Raw genomic sequence first — 16732 nt, forward strand, 5'->3', positions numbered from 1 at the left:
GGCGGCGGGGCTGTGGCGCCGAGCGGTGGCGGCGGGCGGTCGGCCCTAGAGTCGTTCCAGGGACGGACGGCGGGGGGCGTCCGCACCGCCGTACGGGCGAAAGGTCTGGACATGACTCTCATGCCCCTCACCGATCAGCGCGTGGTCGTGCTCGGCGGCACGTCCGGCATCGGCCTGGCGACCGGGCTCCAGGCGGCCGGGCTGGGCGCGCGGATCGTCGTGGTCTCCCGCAGCGCGGCCCGGGTGCGCGCGGCGCTGGAGGCGCTGCCGGAGGGCTGCACCGGCGGGACGGCCGACCTGGACGACGACGCCCAGGTCAGCGCCCTCTTCGAGCGCATCGGCCCGTTCGACCATCTGGTGTACACCGCGGGCGAGCCGCTGAGGATGATGCCGATCGACCAGATGGACGTGGCGGCGGCCCGGGACTTCTTCGGCCTGCGGTACTTCGGTGCGCTGCGGGCCCTCGGCGCGGCGCGGCCGTATCTGCGCGCCACCGGCTCGGTGGTGCTGACCAGCGGCACGGCGGCCGAGCGTGCCGGGCCCGGCTGGGTGGTCGGCGCGAGCGTGTGCGGCGCGGTCGAGTCGATGGTGCGGACGGCGGCCGTGGAGCTGGCGCCGATCCGGGTGAACGCGGTGCGCCCCGGGGTGGTGCGCTCACCCGTCTGGGCGCGGCTGCCGGAGGCCGAGCGCGAGGGCATGTACCGGCAGATCGCGGAGGCGAACCCGCTGGGCCGGGTCGGCGAGGTGGAGGACGTCGCGGAGGCGTACGTGTACCTGCTGCGGCAGGGCTACACGACGGGCACGGTCCTGACGGTGGACGGCGGATCGCTGCTGGCGTGAACGGGACCACCGCGGCCCCGCACCGGCCACCGCGGCCCCGCACCGGCCACCGCGGACCCCGCACCGACCACCCGGGCCCACCACCGCGGGCCCACCATCCGGGCCCCGCACCCGCCACCGCAGGCTCCCGCACCGGCCGCGCAGGCCCGCACCCGCCACCGCAGCACCGACCACCGCGGACCCCGCACCGCCCGCCCGCGGTCCCCGCACCGGCGTTGTCGGCGGCCCGGGATAGTCTCCCGCCCCATGACCGAGACGACGCCCCGTCCGCACCTCGACCAGCACACCTACCTGCACGCCACCCGGGCGGCCTACGACACCGTGGCCGTCGACTACGCGCGCCTGGTGCGGCCCAGGTTCGCGGCGCTGCCGCTGGACCGCGCCATGCTGGGCGCGTTCGCCGAGCTGGCGCGGGCCGCGGACGCGGGCCCGGTCGGCGACCTGGGCTGCGGCCCCGGCCACGTCACCGATCACCTGCGCTCCCTCGGGGTGGACGCCTTCGGGGTGGACCTGTCGCCCGGGATGGTGGCGGTGGCCCGCTCGTCGTTCCCCGAGCTGCGGTTCGACGTGGGCTCGATGACCGCGCTCGACCTGCCGGACGGCTCGCTCGGCGGGGTCGTCGCCTGGTACTCGACCGTGCACACCCCGCCGGAGGTGCTGCCGACGGTCCTCGCCGAGTTCCGGCGGGTGCTCGCGCCGGGCGCGCCGTTCCTGTGCGCCTTCAAGGCCGGCGACCGGCTGCGCCACCTGGACCACGCCTACGGCCACGACCTCTCCCTGGACGTCTACTGGACGCCGCCGGAGCGGATGGAGGACCTGGTCACCGGGGCGGGCCTGACGATCGAGGCGAGGCTGCTGCGCGAGCCGGACGCGCAGGAGCGGCCGGCGCAGGGGCCCCAGGGTTACCTGCTGGCACGGCGGTGAGGGCGGCCCGCCGCCCGGCCTGAGCACGGCCCGCCACCCGCTCCGGGCACGGCCCGTCAGCGCTCCGAGAGAGTCCCGCCGCCCGCTCCGGGCATGGCCCGTCAGCGCTCCGAGCGCGGTCCGTCACCCGCTCCGGGCGCGGCCCGTCACTCCGTCTGGAGGCCCTCGGGGCGCATCAGCCGGAAGAGCGGCGGCAGGGTGCACAGGGTGATGACGAGGACGGACAGGGCCCCGGTGGCCGCGAAGGGGACGAACGCGGACCACTGCTGCACGGGTTTCGCGACCACGCGCAGGACGAGCACGCCGAGGCCGAGGCCCCCGGCCGTGGCCAGTGCGGTGCCGAGGACGACGGGCAGCCCGGTCTGCCACAGCACCGACAGGGCCAGGGTCCGCCGCCGGGTGCCGAAGGCCACGAGCACCGACAGCATGCGCCTGCGCGCGCGGAGCTGTTCGACCGCCGAGACGAGCATGCTGGCGGCGATGACGGCGAGCGTGGCCACGCTCGCGATGAGGATGCCGGTCTTGACGCTGGTGTACTGCTTGTCCCGGTCCTCCTTGAGCAGGGTGACGATCCGGGCGGCGGGATCGGTCCGCGCCACGGTGTTGCGGGCGTACTCGGCGGCGTCGGCCACCCGGCTGTCCGTGGTGATGGAGACCGACGTGTCGGCCGCCGGCAGCCCCTTGGGGTCCAGGGCGCCCGGCGTGGCCAGGACGCCGTGGTGGTACTCGCCCATCGGATCGGGGTGGGACGTCACCCGCGGGACGGAGGCCGGCAGCCGCCAGAGCCGGGGGTGTGCCCCGGAGTCGGGGCCGGCCCCCAGTGCCAGTTGCCCGCCGGGCACGGCCGTGGCGGTGACCTGGCGGTTCACGGCACTGTGGCCCGGCGCCCTGGCGACGAAGGTGTCGCCGTCGTGGCAGGAGGGCAGGGCGGCGAGTTCGCGCAGGGTGGCGCAGTCCGCGACCGTCAGGCTGGTCAGGGCGGGCATGCCGGCGGCGGCATCCGACCTGCTGACGTACGTCTCCGTCAGGCCGAGGACGCCGGTGACGCCCTTGGTGTGCTCCAGACCGGTGCTGAGCCGCCGGACGAGCCGCTGGTCGGCGTAGGGCAGGTAGACCGTCATGTCGGCGTGCCTGGCGTGCGATCCCGGCGATCCGGACAGGTGGCGGAACTGCTCCTGCATGCCGCCCAGGGCCATCTGGAGGGCGATGGCACCGGCCACGGCGACGGTGACGCCGGTGAGCGGCCGGGTCACGAAGCCGCTGTCGAGCTGGAGCCGGCGGACGGCGAGCTGCCAGGAGACCGGGCCCGCGCCCAGCCGGGCGACGACGACCTCGACCAGCCAGGGCAGCAGCCCGGTGAGGCCGATCAGGATGCAGGCGGCCCCGAAGGCGACGGGCAGGGGGCTCATGGAGGAGTCCTTGGGGCTGACGGTGTGCACCGCGAGCAGCAGGACTGTTCCGACGATCGGCATGACCAGCCGCCAGGCCAGCCGCCTGCTGCGGGTCCCGGCCAGCCGTGCGACGCTCAGCGGCTCCGCCGTGACCGAGCGCAGCGCGATCTGGGTGGCGAGGACGGCGGCCGCGGGCACGGCCAGCAGGGTCGCCACGGCGAGTCCCGGCACGGGGGCCACGTCGGAGGGGAAGGCGCTCACGCCCCACAGCCGGAACGCGCCCGCGTACACGCGCAGCGCCGCGAAGAGGACGGCGCCGACCGCGAGCCCGCAGACGGCCGCGACCAGCGACTCGCCGGACGCGATGCGCCGCACCCCGCGGGCGTCCACGCCCAGCAGCCGCAGTGCCGCAAGGCGCCGGTCCTGGCGGTCGCCGCCGAAGCGGACGGCGGTCGCGATGAAGATGATCACGGGCACCAGCAGGACCACGCACACCAGGGTGATCAGGACGAGGAACATCGGGTTGAGCGGTTCCTCGGCCGCGGTGTGCCCGTAGCCGTCCGACCGCAGGGCGCCGCGGTCCGGGGAGAGGGACGAACTCCCCGCGTAGTAGAGCAGTTCGCCGGGCTGCGCCAGCCCGGCCTGGGTCACGGTGCCGACGTCCCGGTAGCCGATGCGGTCCCTCAGGAGGGCGCCCGCGGCGGAGTGCAGGAGGTCGCGCAGCGCCGGGGAGACGATCATCTCGCCGGGCCCCGGGATGCTCCGCACGCCGGGAGGGGGCGGCGCCTGCGCCCCGTCCGGCTGGATCAGCTCGCCGCTGACGGTGTCGCCGCGGAAGACGGTGGAGGTGTCCAGGTGCAGGAAGCTGTGGTGGCTTCGGCTCGCGGGCACCTCGGACGAGGCGTTGGACGCCTGGCGCGCCTCTTCGCGGGCGGTCCGGGCGTCGAGGAGGGAGGGGACCGACGCGGCGCACAGCATCAGGAGGACGCCGAGTCCCACCCCGAAGGCCGTGAGCAGGGTGCGGGTCCATCCCTCACGTCCGCCCGTGCGGGCGAGACGGACGCCGAAGACGAGGTCGCGCAGCCAGGTGCGGGGGCCCGGCACGGGCCGGGTACGGCTTCGGCTTGTCATGACGGGACCCCGGTTCTCGTCGCGTGGGCGGCACTGGACGGTGGCGGGTGACCCGCCCCCGTTTACTATACACACAGTGCATAGTGGGTGATTGTGCGGCGATTTGCCCCCTTACGCAGACGACCGGCCCGGGGCGGGCGCCCCGGGCCGGTCGGTGGTGCCGGTGTCAGATCGCGGCGGACGCCGCGGCGCTGACGAACGCCGCGAAGGCGGCGGGTGTGACGGTGAGGGTGCCTCTGGCCGGGCTCTTCGAGTCACGTATGGCTACGTGCGCGGTGAGGTCGGCGTATTCGAGGCAGTCACCGCCGCTCGGTCCGCTGTGCGACGACTTGAGCCAGTGGGCGCCGTCGAGCGGAGCGCACTCGACGCAGTCGCCACCCGTGCTTCCGCTGTACGACGACTTGCGCCAGTGGGCTCCGTCGAGCGGTGCACACTCGACGCAATCACCGCCGTTCGTCCCGCTGTACGACGACCTGCGCCAAGGCGCGCTCGTCAGGTCACGGCTTGTCCCCATAGCGTTCCTCCATCACGCGGGAGATCAGTGCCGCCGAGTCCTCTTCCGAGAGGGCCGCGGCCTGAAGTCGAGCGTAACCGACCGAACGCTCCTTGATTACTTTCGGATTGGCCGTCATACAGCCGGAGTCGTAGTTCTCCATGTACAGGAGATCGGGTTCTTCGTCGAAGCGAAGAAGGTTGAATGAGCCCATCAACGCCGCGTGCTGCCCAGCCGAGAACGGAAGCACCTGAATGTGTACCCACGGGTTCTTCTCGTAACTCAACAGGCGAGCCAGTTGGTTACGCATGGCGGCTTGCCCACCGACTTCCCTGAGGAGAACCGCCTCGTCGAGTACGACCCAGACCGCGGGCGGGTGCTCTCGCATGAGAATGCGCTGTCGTTCGAGTCGCGCAGCGGCCAACTCATCGGCAGTGTCCGGGTTATGTACGGCCAGTACCGCCCTTGCGTAGTCCGCTGTCTGAAGTAGCCCGTACGCCACCTGCGTCTGGTAGGTGGAGATATAGGTCGCCTTCACCTCCATGTTGGCGTACGGCTGGAACCACGACGGCAACTGGCTCCGTAACACCAGGCCCAGCAGCCGGCACATCGCACCGTCCGTCTTCAGGGCGGCGTCGACCTGTTGGGAGAACGGCCGGGTCGGGACCTTGCTCGCCGTTTCGATCTGGCCGATGAGCGACGCCGTGCAGAAGATCAAATCGCCCAGTTGCTTCTGGTTGAGGCCCGCCGCCTCTCTGAGGCGGCGCAACTCCGCCCCGTAGTAGTCGAGCGGAGAAGCACTGGGATCGAGTGTCCGGATATTGACCATGGGAAGGTCACCCCCAACGTCACGCCCGCAGGCGTCGAATTCGGCTGGTGGCCGAGCGTAGTTGAGGAAGTGCACTCTTGTGTGGTGAATGAGCCGCCTAATCCATCGAATTGAGGAATTACCTTGATATAAGGGGAAAGCTTCACGACCCGTGGCACCCTTGGCCACCGCAAGGCTCTCCCGTCCCCGGGGAGCCCGGCGTGACGCAGCACACGGGAACCCGCGGCGGCCCGCGGAGAGGTAACGGATGTGAGGGACACGGAAGCAGGAGACTCAGAAGACCCGGGCGGCCCGGGAGGTCCGGGAGACCCGGGAGATCCAGGCGCCCCGGACGACCCGGACGACCCGGGAGACGACGCCGCCCTGCGGCGCAGGCTGCGGGCCGGGGACCGCGCGGCGTTCGCGGACCTGTACGAGCGGTACGCGCGGGCCGTCTACAACCACGGGCTGCGGCTGACCGGCGACTGGTCGACCGCCGAGGAGGTCATGTCCGAGACCTTCCTCGCGGCCTGGAGCACCCGCGAGCGCCTGGAGCCGGACGGCGGCTCCGTCAGACCGTGGCTGCTGGGCATCGCGACGCACAAGGCGCACAACGCCAACCGGAGCCTGCGCCGCAGGATCGCGTTCCTGGCCCACCGTCAGGGGCCTGACCCGGTCGCCGACTTCGCGGACGAGACGGCCGGGCGGATCGACGACGCACGGCGGCTGGCGGCGGTGCACGCGGCGCTCGGCCGGCTGCGGCGCCAGGAACGGGAGGTGCTCGTGCTGTGCGTGTGGTCGGGGCTGGACTACCAGCAGACCGCGCAGGCGCTCGGCGTGCCGGTCGGTACGGTGCGCTCGCGGCTGTCCCGGGCCCGCGCCCGGCTCGGCAGGCTGGCCGGTCAGCGGACGGAACCGCGGGAAGGCCGCGGAGAGGTAGGAAGTGAGGCCGCGTTCGCGGCCCTGCCCCTTCGGGAGGCAACCCCATGAACGACGTCGAGCGTCCGGCCCGGACCGCGGCCCGGCAGGACGGGCCCGAGCGGGCCGCGGCCGGGGAAGTGGCCCGGCTGCTGCCGGCACCGGCGGAGTGGGAGCTTCCGCCGGGGCGCCACCTCCACCACAAGGAACGCCTGATGCGACGCATCGATCACGACCTGAACCCGGACCCGGACCCGGGAACCGTACCGGCGGGCCTGCCCCGGGGCCGCCGACTGCTGCGGCCCGCCGTGCTGCTGCCCGCCGCCTCGCTGGTGGTCGCGGGCGTGCTGGCCACGACGCTCGCCGTGGACGGCGGGCGGGGCGACGGCGGTCCCGCCGTGTCCGGCCCGGCGACCGGAACCGGAACCGGGGCGGGCACCGGCGCCACGCACGAGGCCGCCGTCACGCTCGACCGGATCGCCGCGGCGTCCATGCGGACGGACGCCTCGCCGGTCAGGGACGGCCAGTTCGTGTACGTGCGCAGCCTGGTGCGGTCGAACGAGGGCACGTTCGAGGGGCCGGTGAAGCTCGGGCCGCCGCACAAGCGCGAGGCGTGGATGTCGCAGGACCCGGCCGCGGTCACCGACCTCGGCTGGATCCGCGAGACGGGCAAGGGCGTGCCGATGTCCGGCGAGGACCTGCCCATCGAGACGGCGGGCGCGGACGGCACGGACGAGACCGGCGCGATCGGGCCCGGCATCCGGCGGCCCACGTACAAGTGGCTGGCCACGCTGCCCACCGACCCCGGGGTGCTGCTCACACTGCTCTACAAGGAGACCGGTACGGCCGACGCCCGGGAGTCGAAGAACCAGGCGGTCTTCCACGAGGTCGGTGACCTGCTCGGCGAGACGATCATGCCGCCGCGGACGGCCGCCGCGCTGTACAGGGCGGCGGCGAGGATCCCGGGCGTGCGGGAGGTCCCGGACGCGGTGGACGCGGCGGGGCGGCACGGCATCGGGATCACCCGCGAGGACCCGGACGCCCTGACCCGCGACGAATGGATCTTCGACGCGCACAGCCTCGCGTACCTGGGCTCGCGCTCCTACATCACCGCGGACAAGAAGCCCGGCAGGCCGACGGTGCTCTACGGCAGCAACGCGGTCCTTCAGCGGGCGGTCGTGGACCAGCACGGGATGCTGCCGGGCGACGACTGAGGGCGCGCGGCCCGCGCCCGCCCCTCGCCGGGGGCGGGGCGGGCCGCCCGTGCAGGCGGAGGAGCAGGCAGAGGGGCAGGCGGGCGGTCCGGGCTCCCGCGGTGGTGACATCATCACGTGCGCACCGGGCGGCGTCCTCGCGAACGCACCGGAGCGACCGCCTTGCGCGCGGGCGCGGTCCTGGCCGCGTGCGCGCCCGTGCCCGTCCACCGAAGGGAACCACGTTGTCCGTGCCGCTGCCCGGCGGGCTGCTCGACCTGCTCCGCCGCCCCAGCCCCTGCTTCCTGGCCACCGTCATGCCCGACGGCTCGCCCCAGCTCACCCAGACCTGGGTGACCACCGACGGCGAGCACGTCCTGATCAACACCGTCGAGGGGCACGTGAAGGCCAGGAACGTGGCCCTCGACCCGCGCGTCGCGGTGAACGTCGCCGACCCGGACGACACCTCGCGCTACTACGCGGTGCGCGGCCGTGTGATCGCCGCGACCACCGACGGCGCGGCCGAGAGCATCGACGAGATCTCCCAGAAGTACCTGGGCCGCCCCTACCCGAACTTCAGCGGCCGTCCGGAGACCCGTCTCCTGCTGACCATCGCCGTCGACTCGGTCGCCCACACGCCCGACCGGTGACGACCGTCCCGCTAGTACCCGCGCCGCTCCTGCTCGACGAGGGCGCGGGCGGTGCGGGCGGCGCGCTCCTCGGCGTCCGCGAGGGTGTCGCGGCCGGGCGGGAGCATGCCCTGCTGGAGGAAGAGCGCGAGGCCGTGCGCGGCGGCGGCGATCCGCACCAGCAGGTCCAGGGCCGCGGCCTCACCGGGAGCGATCCGGCCCGCGACGGGCACCAGGGTGTCGAACAGCTCGGTGCCGGCCTCGTGCAGCTCGGGATGGCGGTCCTTGTCCAGGCCCGCCAGGAAGGTGATGTCGAAGAGCGCGCGCTCCTCGGCGGCGAACCGCACGTAGGCCGCGGCGAACGCGGCCAGTTGACCCGCGGGGTCCTCGGTGGCCGCGACCGCGGCGCCGAAGCGCCGCTGCTGCTCGCGGTAGCCCTTGATCGCGAGCGAGGCGAGCAGCGCCTCCCGGTCGGCGAAGTGCTTGTACGGCGCCGACACGCTCACGCCCGCCCGGCGGCATGCCTCGGCGAGCGTGAACCCGTGCGGCCCGCGCTCGGCGACGAGGGAGAGGGCGGCCCGTTCCAGGGCGTTGCGCAGGTCTCCGTGGTGCTGGCCGGTGGAACGGCGGGTGGCGGTCACACCGTTCAGGTTAACATCGCTCACCGTAAGGTAAATGGCATTAACCACAGGAGGGGACGCGGCTCGGGCGCGCTCAGGCCGAGCCCTTCCGCCGGACGCTCCTGCGTGCCCTGCGCCATGCGGATGTGGCGAGGGGGTAGGAGTGCTCCATGACTGAGTCCACCCCGGTTCCGGTACCGAAGGTGCGCGTGCGCACCACAGTGATCGACTGTCCTTCGCCGCATGCTCTGGCCCACTTCTATCAGCGGCTGCTGGGTGGGCGCATCGCCGAGCAGAGTGAGCGGTGGGTGGAACTGCATATGGACGGAGTCCCGCACCTGTCGTTCCAACTGGCCAAGGGGTACGAGCCTCCGCGGTGGCCGGACGCCTCTCGGTCACAGCAACTGCACCTGGACTTCGACGTGGACGACATCGAGCAGGCCCAGGCGCATGCGCTGGCGCTTGGCGCGGTGCCGCTGGATCTGGATGACGACGGGGGTGCCCGCCGGTTCCGGGTGTACGCGGATCCGGCCGGGCACCCCTTCTGCCTCATCAGCCCCGCGTGATCCCGCGGCCCACGGAACGGGTCGGCCCGGGCGAGTGCACCGGGCTTCGCGCCCGGTGGGGCACAGCGCCGCGGCGAAGTCGTTGACCGCGAAGAGGGCCGAGGGGCGGCGGGCGGCCGTCAGCAGGCGTGCCGCGGCCCGGTGGCCGCTGAGGGTGTCGAAGGCCAAGTGCACGACGCGCTCCGCGGGGACGGCCGGGCCCGCCTCGCGGTAGCGGTCGGCGAAACCGCTCGTGCGGTCGGCGCCGGTGCTCGCGTGCGGCTCGCCCGCGATCACGGCGACCTCCTCGTGCCCCGGCGCGAGCAGGTGGTCAGCGACCAGCGGCCGGCAACGTCGTCTCGACGACGGTGTGCACGGCGGCGTTCGTGCCGTTGCCCGGGCTGCTCCCCGGATTTCCCGGGTTCCCGGGTTCCCGCCGGCATGAGGCGCCCGCGCGGGAGGCAGGAACGCCGTGGACCTGCGGGGCACGGCACGAGGGTGCGGACGGGAGCGGTATGGACCACGAGGTGGAGACGACGGCGCGGGACGACCGGCGGCGGGAGGCCGGGAGGCGGGAGGCCGGGAGGCGGGAGGCCGGGCGACGGGGGGTGGACCCGGGGTTCTTCGCCGCGCCGGGGCACACCGTGGCCGGGCTCGCGGCACTGCTGCGCGCGGGCGGCCTGACGGCGGCGGACCTCACCGAACGGTCCCTGGAGGCGATCGCCCGGCTCGACGGCCGGCTCGGCGCGTTCGTCACCGTGGACGCCGAGGGCGCTCGGCGCGCGGCACGGCAGGCGGACGCCGAGTTGGCCGCCGGGCGGGACCGGGGCCCGCTGCACGGCGTCCCGGTCGCCGTGAAGGACGTCATCGACGTCGCGGGGCTGCCCGTCACGATGGGCTCCGCGCACTTCGCCGGGCACGTGGCCGACACGGACGCGGAGTGCGTACGGCGGCTGCGGGCGGCGGGCGCGGTCGTCGTCGGCAAGACCACCACGCACGAGTTCGCCTACGGCCCGACCGGGGACCGCACCGCGAACGGGCCCTCGCGCAACCCCGTGGACCCAACGAGGATGTCCGGTGGGTCCAGCGGCGGCAGCGCGGTCGCCGTCGCGGCGGGCATGGTGCCGCTCGCGCTCGGCACCGACACCGGCGGCTCGGTGCGGATCCCTGCGGCGCTGTGCGGGGTGAGCGGCTTCAAGCCCGCCTACGGCACGGTGCCCACCGACGGGGTGTTCCCGCTGGCCGCCTCGCTCGACCACGTCGGCGTACTGGCCAGGACACCGGAGGACTGCCGGCTCGGGTACGAGGCACTGGCGGGCGCCCGGGGGCCGGGGCCCGGCACGCGGAGCGCGGGGGCCGGGGCGCGGGGCGCGGGGGCCGGTACGGGCACCGGTGGCGACACCGCGGACGGCACGGCGGGTGCCGTGCGGGACGAACCGCGGGGCATACGGGTCGGGTGGCTCGCGCCCGGGGACTTCGGCGCCGTGGATCCGGGGGTCGCGCGCCTGGCCCGGGCCGCGCTCGGCACGGCGGCGGCCCTGGCCGGGGTTTCGCCCGAGCTCTCGTTCGGGGCGTCCTTCGGGGCTTCGTCCGAGCCTTCGTCCGATGCTTCCTTCGGGGTTTCGCCCGGGGTTTCGCCCGATGCCTCGTCCGCCTCACGGGTCTCGTCGGACGCCTCCCTCTGCGAGGTGTCCGTCGAGGAGGCCGCGTTCCCCGAGGCGCCGGACGCGCTCGCCGCGTTCTCCGCGCTCCAGGACAGCGAGGCGTACGCCGTGCACGCCGACCGGGTGCGCGAGCGGCCCGAGCTGTTCGGGGCCGAGGTGCTCGACCGGCTACGCACGGCGGCACGCACGCCCGGCTGGCGCTACGTCAGGGCGCTGGCTGACCGGGAGCGCCTCGCGGGTGCCGCGGCCCTGCTGTTCGACCGGTTCGACCTGCTGGCCCTGCCCACCACCGCGTTGACCGCCCCCGAACTCGGCGCCCGCACGGCCGTGGTGGCCGGCGCGGACGTCGCCCTGCGCCCGGCGCTGCTCGCCCTGACCAGCACCTGGAACCTCCTCGGCCTGCCCGCGCTGACCGTGCCGGCCGGCACCGCGGGCGGTCTGCCCGTGGGCCTCCAGCTCGTTGGCCGCCCCGGGCACGAGCACCTGCTCTTCGCCGTCGCCGGTGCGGTGGTCCGCGCCGCGCCCGGCCGGCCGTGAGCACGGCGCACGGCACCACGAGCATCCGCCCCGCCGCGGGCGCGGCAAGGCCCGTCAGAACACATCGGGGCACCAGGGTGCGCGCCCGGTGCGGAAGAGGGCGTCCGCGGTGGCGGCCGCGTGCGGGTCGTGGACGGTGATCCGGCCCAGTGCGGCGAGCCGGGCGGCGGACTCCTCGCCGAGCCAGAGCGCGGCCAGCTCCGCCGCGCCCAGCGTGAGCGCGGGCGACCGCGTGGTGGCGACACACCTCGCGCCGTCCGGCGCGGCGTCCAGCAGGTAGCGTCCCGCGGCCGGGCCGCGGCGGCCGCCGTACTCGTCGGCGATCTCCAGGACGAGGCTGCCCGGTACGGCGTACGTACGGCTCTCCAGGGCGCGGACGACGTCCAGGACGCGCACCCACAGCCAGTCCGCGCGGGTGACCGGGCGGGCCGCGCGGGGGTTGGGCAGCAGCAGCGGGAGCAGGTCGTCGGTGGCGCGGTGGCCGGTGCGGACGGTGGTGACGAAGTCGACCGAGCAGAGGTAGTGCCACAGGGCGCGCTCGGCGGCCGGGGTCACGGCGATCAGATCGTCGACGGTGGCGGTGTTCATGGGGAGCTTGGCGTCGCCCCAGGTGTCGTCGGCACGGTAGGTGAGCAGGCCCTCGACGGTGCCGTCCGCCGCCCGGTACAGCACGTGGAACGGCTCGGTCCAGGACGGGTCGAGCGCGGGGCCCACCTGCCCGGTGGCGAGCTGCCACCAGCGGTCGTCGCGGTCGACGGCGCCGTGCCCGCGGGCCCGGAACCGCTCGTGCAGCTCCGGGCCCGCCTTGCGGACCGCGGCGCCGTCGACGAGGTCGATCCGGCCGCCGTCGTCCGGGCCCGACCAGCGCGGGTCGAGGCCGGTGCGGGGCACGTCGATCTCCCAGTCCGCCACGGCCGCGGCGGGTCCGAAGCCGAACCGGCCGTAGATCGGGTACTCCGAGGCGATCAGGGTGGCGACGACGTCGCCGCGCTCGCGGGCCTCGGCCAGGTCCGCGGTCATCATGGCGCTCAGCAGGCCGCGGCGGCGGTGGGTGGGCGAGACGGTGACGTTCGAGATCGCGTCGGCCGGTACGGCGGCGCCGCCCACCGCCGTGAGCTGCTGCGGGAAGGAACGGAACGTCGCCACACAGCGGTCGGCGTCGAAGGCGCCGCGGGTGCGGGAGTAGTCGAACGTGGCGGCACGGTGCGCCACGGCGGCCGGAGTGGGGGTGGGCGGGCGCAGGAAACCGGTGTACAGGGCCCGTATCCAGTCGGCCAGCTCGGGTTCTGTGAGGGTGCGGATCTCTGGTGCGGCAGGCATGGGGCCCACGGTAGGCATGGACCGCGGACGGTGTCGTCCCGGTTTCCGCGGGGCGCACCGGTCCCGTCCCGCCCGGCGGACGGGCGCTTTCCGCCCGGCGGAGGGGCCCCCTTTCCGCCCGGCGGACGGGCCCCTTTCCGCCCGGCCCTCGCGCCGCTTTCCACCCGGCGGACGGGCCCGGTCCTCGCCCGCGCCCGGGCCGTTCCGCCCTGCTCCGGCGCCCGGGACCCGTTCCACCCGGTCCCGGGACCCGTTCCACCCGGTCCCGGCGTCCTGGGCCCGCGCGCCCGGTGCACTGGGCCCGTCCACGCCGCGCGGTGGGCCCCCGGGCCCTGGCCCGGCCGAACAGGCGTCGTCACCCTGGGTGCATGGACTTAGCCCGCTACCTACGGCGCCGGCGGGCCCGGCTGGGCCTGCTCATCGTGTTCACACTGCTGTCGGCCGGCCTCGGCTGGGCGCTCCACCACTACGACGGCAGCGACCTTGAGCGGTTCGTCGGCAACATGAGCCTGTTCGTCTCCGTGGCCGCGCTCGCGGTGGCCGTCGTCACCCTGCTGCCGCCGCTCGCCCCGCCCCGCGAGGCGGCGGAACTGGCCGACTACCTGGCGGACACGGTGAGCAGGCAGTGGCAGGAGGAGGTCAGCTCCCGGCAACTGCGCGAGCCGCGCGTGATCCCCATCGCCTGGTCGGCCACCAGGCGACCGGTGTCCGAGCCACCAGAGGCCGTGGTCGGCCCCGTCGACGCGCGCATCCTGCGCCTGTCGCTGGACGGCCGCCTGGACGGCGACTTCGACACCTCCGCCCGGCGGTTGGCCGAGGGCTTCCACCGGATCCCGAGCCGCCGCCTGGTCGTCCTCGGCGAGCCGGGCTCCGGGAAGACGGTGCTGGCCGCCATGCTCACCCTCGGCCTGCTGGAGGCACGCGAGCCGCGCTCCCCCGTCCCGGTGCTGCTGTCGATCTCCACGTGGGACCCCGTCATGGAACCGCTCGACGAGTGGATCGTCCAGTCCCTGGCCACCGCCTACTACGGCGGCCGGCCCGACCTGCCGCGCCGGCTGATGGCGGGCCGGTTGCTGCTGCCGGTCCTGGACGGCCTGGACGAGATGCCCGAGTCCGCCCGCCGCAGCGCGGTGCACAAGGTCAACGACGCCTGCGGGGAGGGCCGCGGCGTGGTGCTCACCTGCCGCTCCGCCGAGTACCAGGACGTCATCGCCGGCGGTTCGCCCGCGCTGCGCCGCGCCCCGGTGGTGGAGGTGTCCCCGGTGCCGGTCCCGGACGTCCTCGCCTATCTGCGCGAGGTGAACTGGCCGTGCGGCGTCGACTGGGAACCCGTCTGGGCCCACATCGAGGCGCACCCCGAAGGACCGCTCGCGAGCGCGCTGTCGACCCCGCTCGCCCTCTCCCTGGCCCGTACCGTCTACCGGGCCTACCCGCGCGACCCCGGCGAACTCCTCGTCCCCGACAGCAGGCACGGGGTGGAGGACCACCTCGTCGACCAGGTCGTGCGCGCGGCGTACGCGCCCCCGCCGTGCACCCGGCGGGCCGACGAGGCCGAGTGGTTGCACCGGGCGGAACGCGCCGAGCGCTACCTGGCCTACCTGGCCGCCTATCTGCACCGGCACCAAGAACGCGACGTCGCCTGGTGGCTGATGAGCCGCCGCCTGCTGTCGCGGTGGGCCGGCATCGCCCTCGGCATCGCCGCCGGGCTCGTCCTCATGCTCGCGGTGGCCGCGACCGCGCACGTCGTGGACCCCGGCGCGGGGACGCTGGAGGCCAACCTCGCCATCGGTCCCGCGACCGCGGTTCTCGCGATGCTCTCCTGGTACGGGGCCCAGGACCGGCCGCCGGGCCGGCTCTCGCCGTCCCTGCGCGGCTCGCTGGAACGGCTGCGCGGCGGCGCCCTCGTCGGCCTCAAGCTGGGCGCCCTCCTGCTGCTGCCCATCATGCTCACCACCGCCGCCGTGATCACCGTGGGCGGTGGCTGGTCCGCCTCCAGCGTGACGGGCTACGGCCGGGCGCTCGCCCTGGAGGCGGGCGCGGTGGCCACGGTCAGCATCGCGCTCGCCGTGCACGGCTGGCTGAACGCCCCGCCCGAGCAGTCCGCGGGAGCGGGCCCGCGCGGACTGCTGCGCCTCGACCGCAGATCCGCGGTCACCGGCGCCCTGACCGGCGGAGTGGTGTTCAGCCTGCTGCTGGTCCCCCTCCTGCTGCTGAGCACCTTCCTCGCCTACGTGGCCTTCCTCGCCCTCGTCCGCGACGGCCACGTCACCCTGCCGTCCGGTTTCTCGCAGACGTTCTCCATCCACTCCGCCGCCGACGACGACTCGGCCGACGACGGTCCGCTCGGGATCCTCGCGCTGACCCTGCTGCCCGGGGCCGTCTTCGCCCTGCTCGTGCTGCTGACCCGGGCCTGGACCCGGTTCACCGTGGTGCGTCTGGTGCTGGCGGCGCAGGGGGTGCTGCCGTGGCGGCTGATGGCGTTCCTGGCCGACGCCCGCGACAGGCAACTGCTGCGCCAGTCGGCCGGCACCTACCAGTTCCGCCACATCCGGCTCCAGGAGAGGCTGGCCGCGCGGCCGCCCGCACCGCGGCCCGCCTCGCCCCGCAGGGCCGCGCTCCGCCGCCGCGCCCCCGCGGTCACCGGCGCCCTGGTGCTCGTGGTGTCCGCCCTCGCGGCGCACGGCGCGCTGCCGCACGACACCTCGCGGACCCTCCTCGCGACCGGCGGCATCGAGGCCATGGCGTTCGCGCCCGAGCGGTACCACCTCCTCGTCACCCTCGACGAGCACGGCAGGCTGCGGTGGTGGGACACCCGCGACGGCCACGAGTACCGCGACCGCTCCCGCATGCTGTCGATCGCATGGCCCGAGGACGATGCCGTGTACGACTCCCTGCACTACGCCCTGGACGACGTGCCGGTACCCGTGCTGATGACGAGCGGGCAGCACGGCCTGGAGGTGCTGCGCGTGCCGCCCGCCTCGGCGAACCCCTCCGTGACCGGGTTCCGCTGGCGCGACGGGCGCCGGAGCACGTACCCCCTCTACGGCAGCGCACCGCGGGACGCGTCCACCGGGTCCGTCCCGCTCGTCCTGGGTCCGCGGGGGGCCTACGTGGTGGTCGCCGAGTCGCCGCAGGGCCACTTCTCGGACGTCGCGATCCGCACGAGGCGCACCGGTACCCGGCACGGCGCTCCCGTGCCCTGGTCCGAGAGGCTCCCGGCCCTGAGCGCCGACGGGAACCGGCTGGCCGACCGGGACAGGAAGGGCCTGGTCGTGTACGACACGCTCCGGGGGCGCCCGGCCTGCACGGCCGACGGCGACTTCGGGGCCCCGGCCACGGACGCCGGGGGGACCCGGGTGGCCGCGGCCGTCGAGGACGACACAGGCGACGCCGCGGCCGTCGAGGACGACAGCGGCGACACCGGCGACGCCGCGGACAAGGGCACCGTCCGGGTCTGGGACCGCACCTCGCCGGACGGGGCCCCGGGCGGGCACGGAACGTGCCGGTCCGTCCTGTCGCTCAGGGCCGCGATGGACGGTTCCGGCCCGGTCGACGCCCTCGCGCTGAGCGAGGACGGCAGGATGCTGGCGGCCTCGGCCGGCGGCACCACCAGGATCTGGGACCTGCCCTGACCCGGGGCCTGCCCTGACCCGGGACCCGTCCTGACGGGGACGCCGCGGCGGCGAGGGCGAATTCGTGCCGGCCGAGACGCCTGAAGA

The 16732-nt window shown here is 74.7% G+C and carries 13 protein-coding genes and 1 pseudogene; 8 read left to right on the plus strand and 6 right to left on the minus strand.

Going from position 1 to position 16732, the window contains the following annotated elements:
* Positions 1–111: 111 nt before the first annotated feature.
* A complete protein-coding gene (locus IE313_RS27330; RefSeq protein ID WP_229924995.1) occupies positions 112–840 on the plus strand; it encodes an SDR family oxidoreductase in 729 nt (242 codons plus the stop codon).
* Positions 841–1086: 246 nt separating this feature from the next.
* Positions 1087–1764: a class I SAM-dependent methyltransferase gene (locus tag IE313_RS27335; RefSeq protein ID WP_189936816.1), complete on the plus strand. Its 678-nt coding sequence runs from the start codon at positions 1087–1089 to the stop codon at positions 1762–1764.
* 146 nt (positions 1765–1910) lie between these two features.
* Here IE313_RS27335 and IE313_RS27340 read toward each other — a convergent pair whose 3' ends face one another.
* The 3 genes from IE313_RS27340 to IE313_RS27350 form a co-directional block, all read right to left on the minus strand.
* On the minus strand, positions 1911–4286 hold the full coding sequence (locus tag IE313_RS27340) for an ABC transporter permease (protein WP_189936818.1): 2376 nt from the start codon (positions 4284–4286) through the stop codon (positions 1911–1913).
* 166 nt (positions 4287–4452) lie between these two features.
* Positions 4453–4800 carry a DUF397 domain-containing protein gene (locus IE313_RS27345; protein WP_189936820.1) on the minus strand — a complete coding sequence of 116 codons (348 nt, stop codon included), beginning with the start codon at positions 4798–4800 and terminating at the stop codon, positions 4453–4455.
* Positions 4784–5608 (minus strand): helix-turn-helix domain-containing protein, encoded by an 825-nt coding sequence (locus IE313_RS27350; protein ID WP_189936856.1) that lies wholly within the window; start codon positions 5606–5608, stop codon positions 4784–4786. The genes IE313_RS27345 and IE313_RS27350 overlap by 17 nt, the downstream gene beginning before the upstream one ends.
* A gap of 363 nt (positions 5609–5971) precedes the next feature.
* Between IE313_RS27350 and IE313_RS27355 the strand changes: the two genes are divergently transcribed.
* The 3 genes from IE313_RS27355 (at position 5972) to IE313_RS27365 (ending at position 8348) form a co-directional block, all read left to right on the plus strand.
* A complete protein-coding gene (locus IE313_RS27355; protein ID WP_189936858.1) occupies positions 5972–6577 on the plus strand; it encodes an RNA polymerase sigma factor in 606 nt (201 codons plus the stop codon).
* Positions 6574–7719, plus strand: a complete 1146-nt coding sequence (locus IE313_RS27360; protein ID WP_189936822.1) for a CU044_5270 family protein — start codon at positions 6574–6576, stop codon at positions 7717–7719. Before IE313_RS27355 ends, IE313_RS27360 begins: the two co-directional genes overlap by 4 nt.
* A gap of 230 nt (positions 7720–7949) precedes the next feature.
* Positions 7950–8348 carry a TIGR03618 family F420-dependent PPOX class oxidoreductase gene (locus IE313_RS27365; RefSeq protein WP_189936860.1) on the plus strand — a complete coding sequence of 133 codons (399 nt, stop codon included), beginning with the start codon at positions 7950–7952 and terminating at the stop codon, positions 8346–8348.
* Positions 8349–8359: 11 nt separating this feature from the next.
* Here IE313_RS27365 and IE313_RS27370 read toward each other — a convergent pair whose 3' ends face one another.
* On the minus strand, positions 8360–8968 hold the full coding sequence (locus IE313_RS27370) for a TetR/AcrR family transcriptional regulator (protein ID WP_189936824.1): 609 nt from the start codon (positions 8966–8968) through the stop codon (positions 8360–8362).
* Positions 8969–9117: 149 nt separating this feature from the next.
* On the opposite strand from IE313_RS27370, the gene IE313_RS27375 reads away from it, so the two are divergent.
* A complete protein-coding gene (locus tag IE313_RS27375) occupies positions 9118–9513 on the plus strand; it encodes a VOC family protein (RefSeq protein WP_189936826.1) in 396 nt (131 codons plus the stop codon).
* A gap of 72 nt (positions 9514–9585) precedes the next feature.
* Here IE313_RS27375 and IE313_RS36055 read toward each other — a convergent pair.
* A pseudogene (locus IE313_RS36055) lies at positions 9586–9981 on the minus strand (substrate-binding domain-containing protein); the annotation flags it as partial.
* Between the two features lie 26 nt (positions 9982–10007).
* Here IE313_RS36055 and IE313_RS35580 point away from each other — a divergent pair.
* Positions 10008–11693, plus strand: a complete 1686-nt coding sequence (locus tag IE313_RS35580; RefSeq protein WP_229924996.1) for an amidase — start codon at positions 10008–10010, stop codon at positions 11691–11693.
* A 54-nt stretch (positions 11694–11747) separates the two neighbouring features.
* Here the strand turns inward: IE313_RS35580 and IE313_RS27390 are convergent, their stop codons facing one another.
* The gene (locus IE313_RS27390; protein WP_189936828.1) at positions 11748–13013 is read right to left on the minus strand and encodes a GNAT family N-acetyltransferase; all 1266 of its coding nucleotides are present in this window, start codon (positions 13011–13013) and stop codon (positions 11748–11750) included.
* Positions 13014–13381: 368 nt separating this feature from the next.
* Between IE313_RS27390 and IE313_RS27395 the strand changes: the two genes are divergently transcribed.
* A complete protein-coding gene (locus tag IE313_RS27395) occupies positions 13382–16645 on the plus strand; it encodes a hypothetical protein (protein ID WP_189936830.1) in 3264 nt (1087 codons plus the stop codon).
* The last annotated feature ends 87 nt before the right edge of the window (positions 16646–16732 follow it).

It is taken from the genome of Streptomyces sulfonofaciens, from assembly GCF_014656295.1.
Classification (GTDB): domain Bacteria; phylum Actinomycetota; class Actinomycetes; order Streptomycetales; family Streptomycetaceae; genus Streptomyces; species Streptomyces sulfonofaciens.

What these genes read in the sequence shown, in the direction of transcription:
- IE313_RS27330 (WP_229924995.1), top strand. Translation starts at nt 112, where the DNA reads ATGACTCTCATGCCCCTCACCGATCAGCGCGTGGTCGTGCTCGGCGGC.
- IE313_RS27335 (WP_189936816.1), top strand. Translation starts at nt 1,087, where the DNA reads ATGACCGAGACGACGCCCCGTCCGCACCTCGACCAGCACACCTACCTG.
- IE313_RS27340 (WP_189936818.1), bottom strand. Translation starts at nt 4,286, where the DNA reads ATGACAAGCCGAAGCCGTACCCGGCCCGTGCCGGGCCCCCGCACCTGG.
- IE313_RS27345 (WP_189936820.1), bottom strand. Translation starts at nt 4,800, where the DNA reads ATGGGGACAAGCCGTGACCTGACGAGCGCGCCTTGGCGCAGGTCGTCG.
- IE313_RS27350 (WP_189936856.1), bottom strand. Translation starts at nt 5,608, where the DNA reads ATGGTCAATATCCGGACACTCGATCCCAGTGCTTCTCCGCTCGACTAC.
- IE313_RS27360 (WP_189936822.1), top strand. Translation starts at nt 6,574, where the DNA reads ATGAACGACGTCGAGCGTCCGGCCCGGACCGCGGCCCGGCAGGACGGG.
- IE313_RS27375 (WP_189936826.1), top strand. Translation starts at nt 9,118, where the DNA reads ATGACTGAGTCCACCCCGGTTCCGGTACCGAAGGTGCGCGTGCGCACC.
- IE313_RS35580 (WP_229924996.1), top strand. Translation starts at nt 10,008, where the DNA reads ATGGACCACGAGGTGGAGACGACGGCGCGGGACGACCGGCGGCGGGAG.
- IE313_RS27390 (WP_189936828.1), bottom strand. Translation starts at nt 13,013, where the DNA reads ATGCCTGCCGCACCAGAGATCCGCACCCTCACAGAACCCGAGCTGGCC.
- IE313_RS27395 (WP_189936830.1), top strand. Translation starts at nt 13,382, where the DNA reads ATGGACTTAGCCCGCTACCTACGGCGCCGGCGGGCCCGGCTGGGCCTG.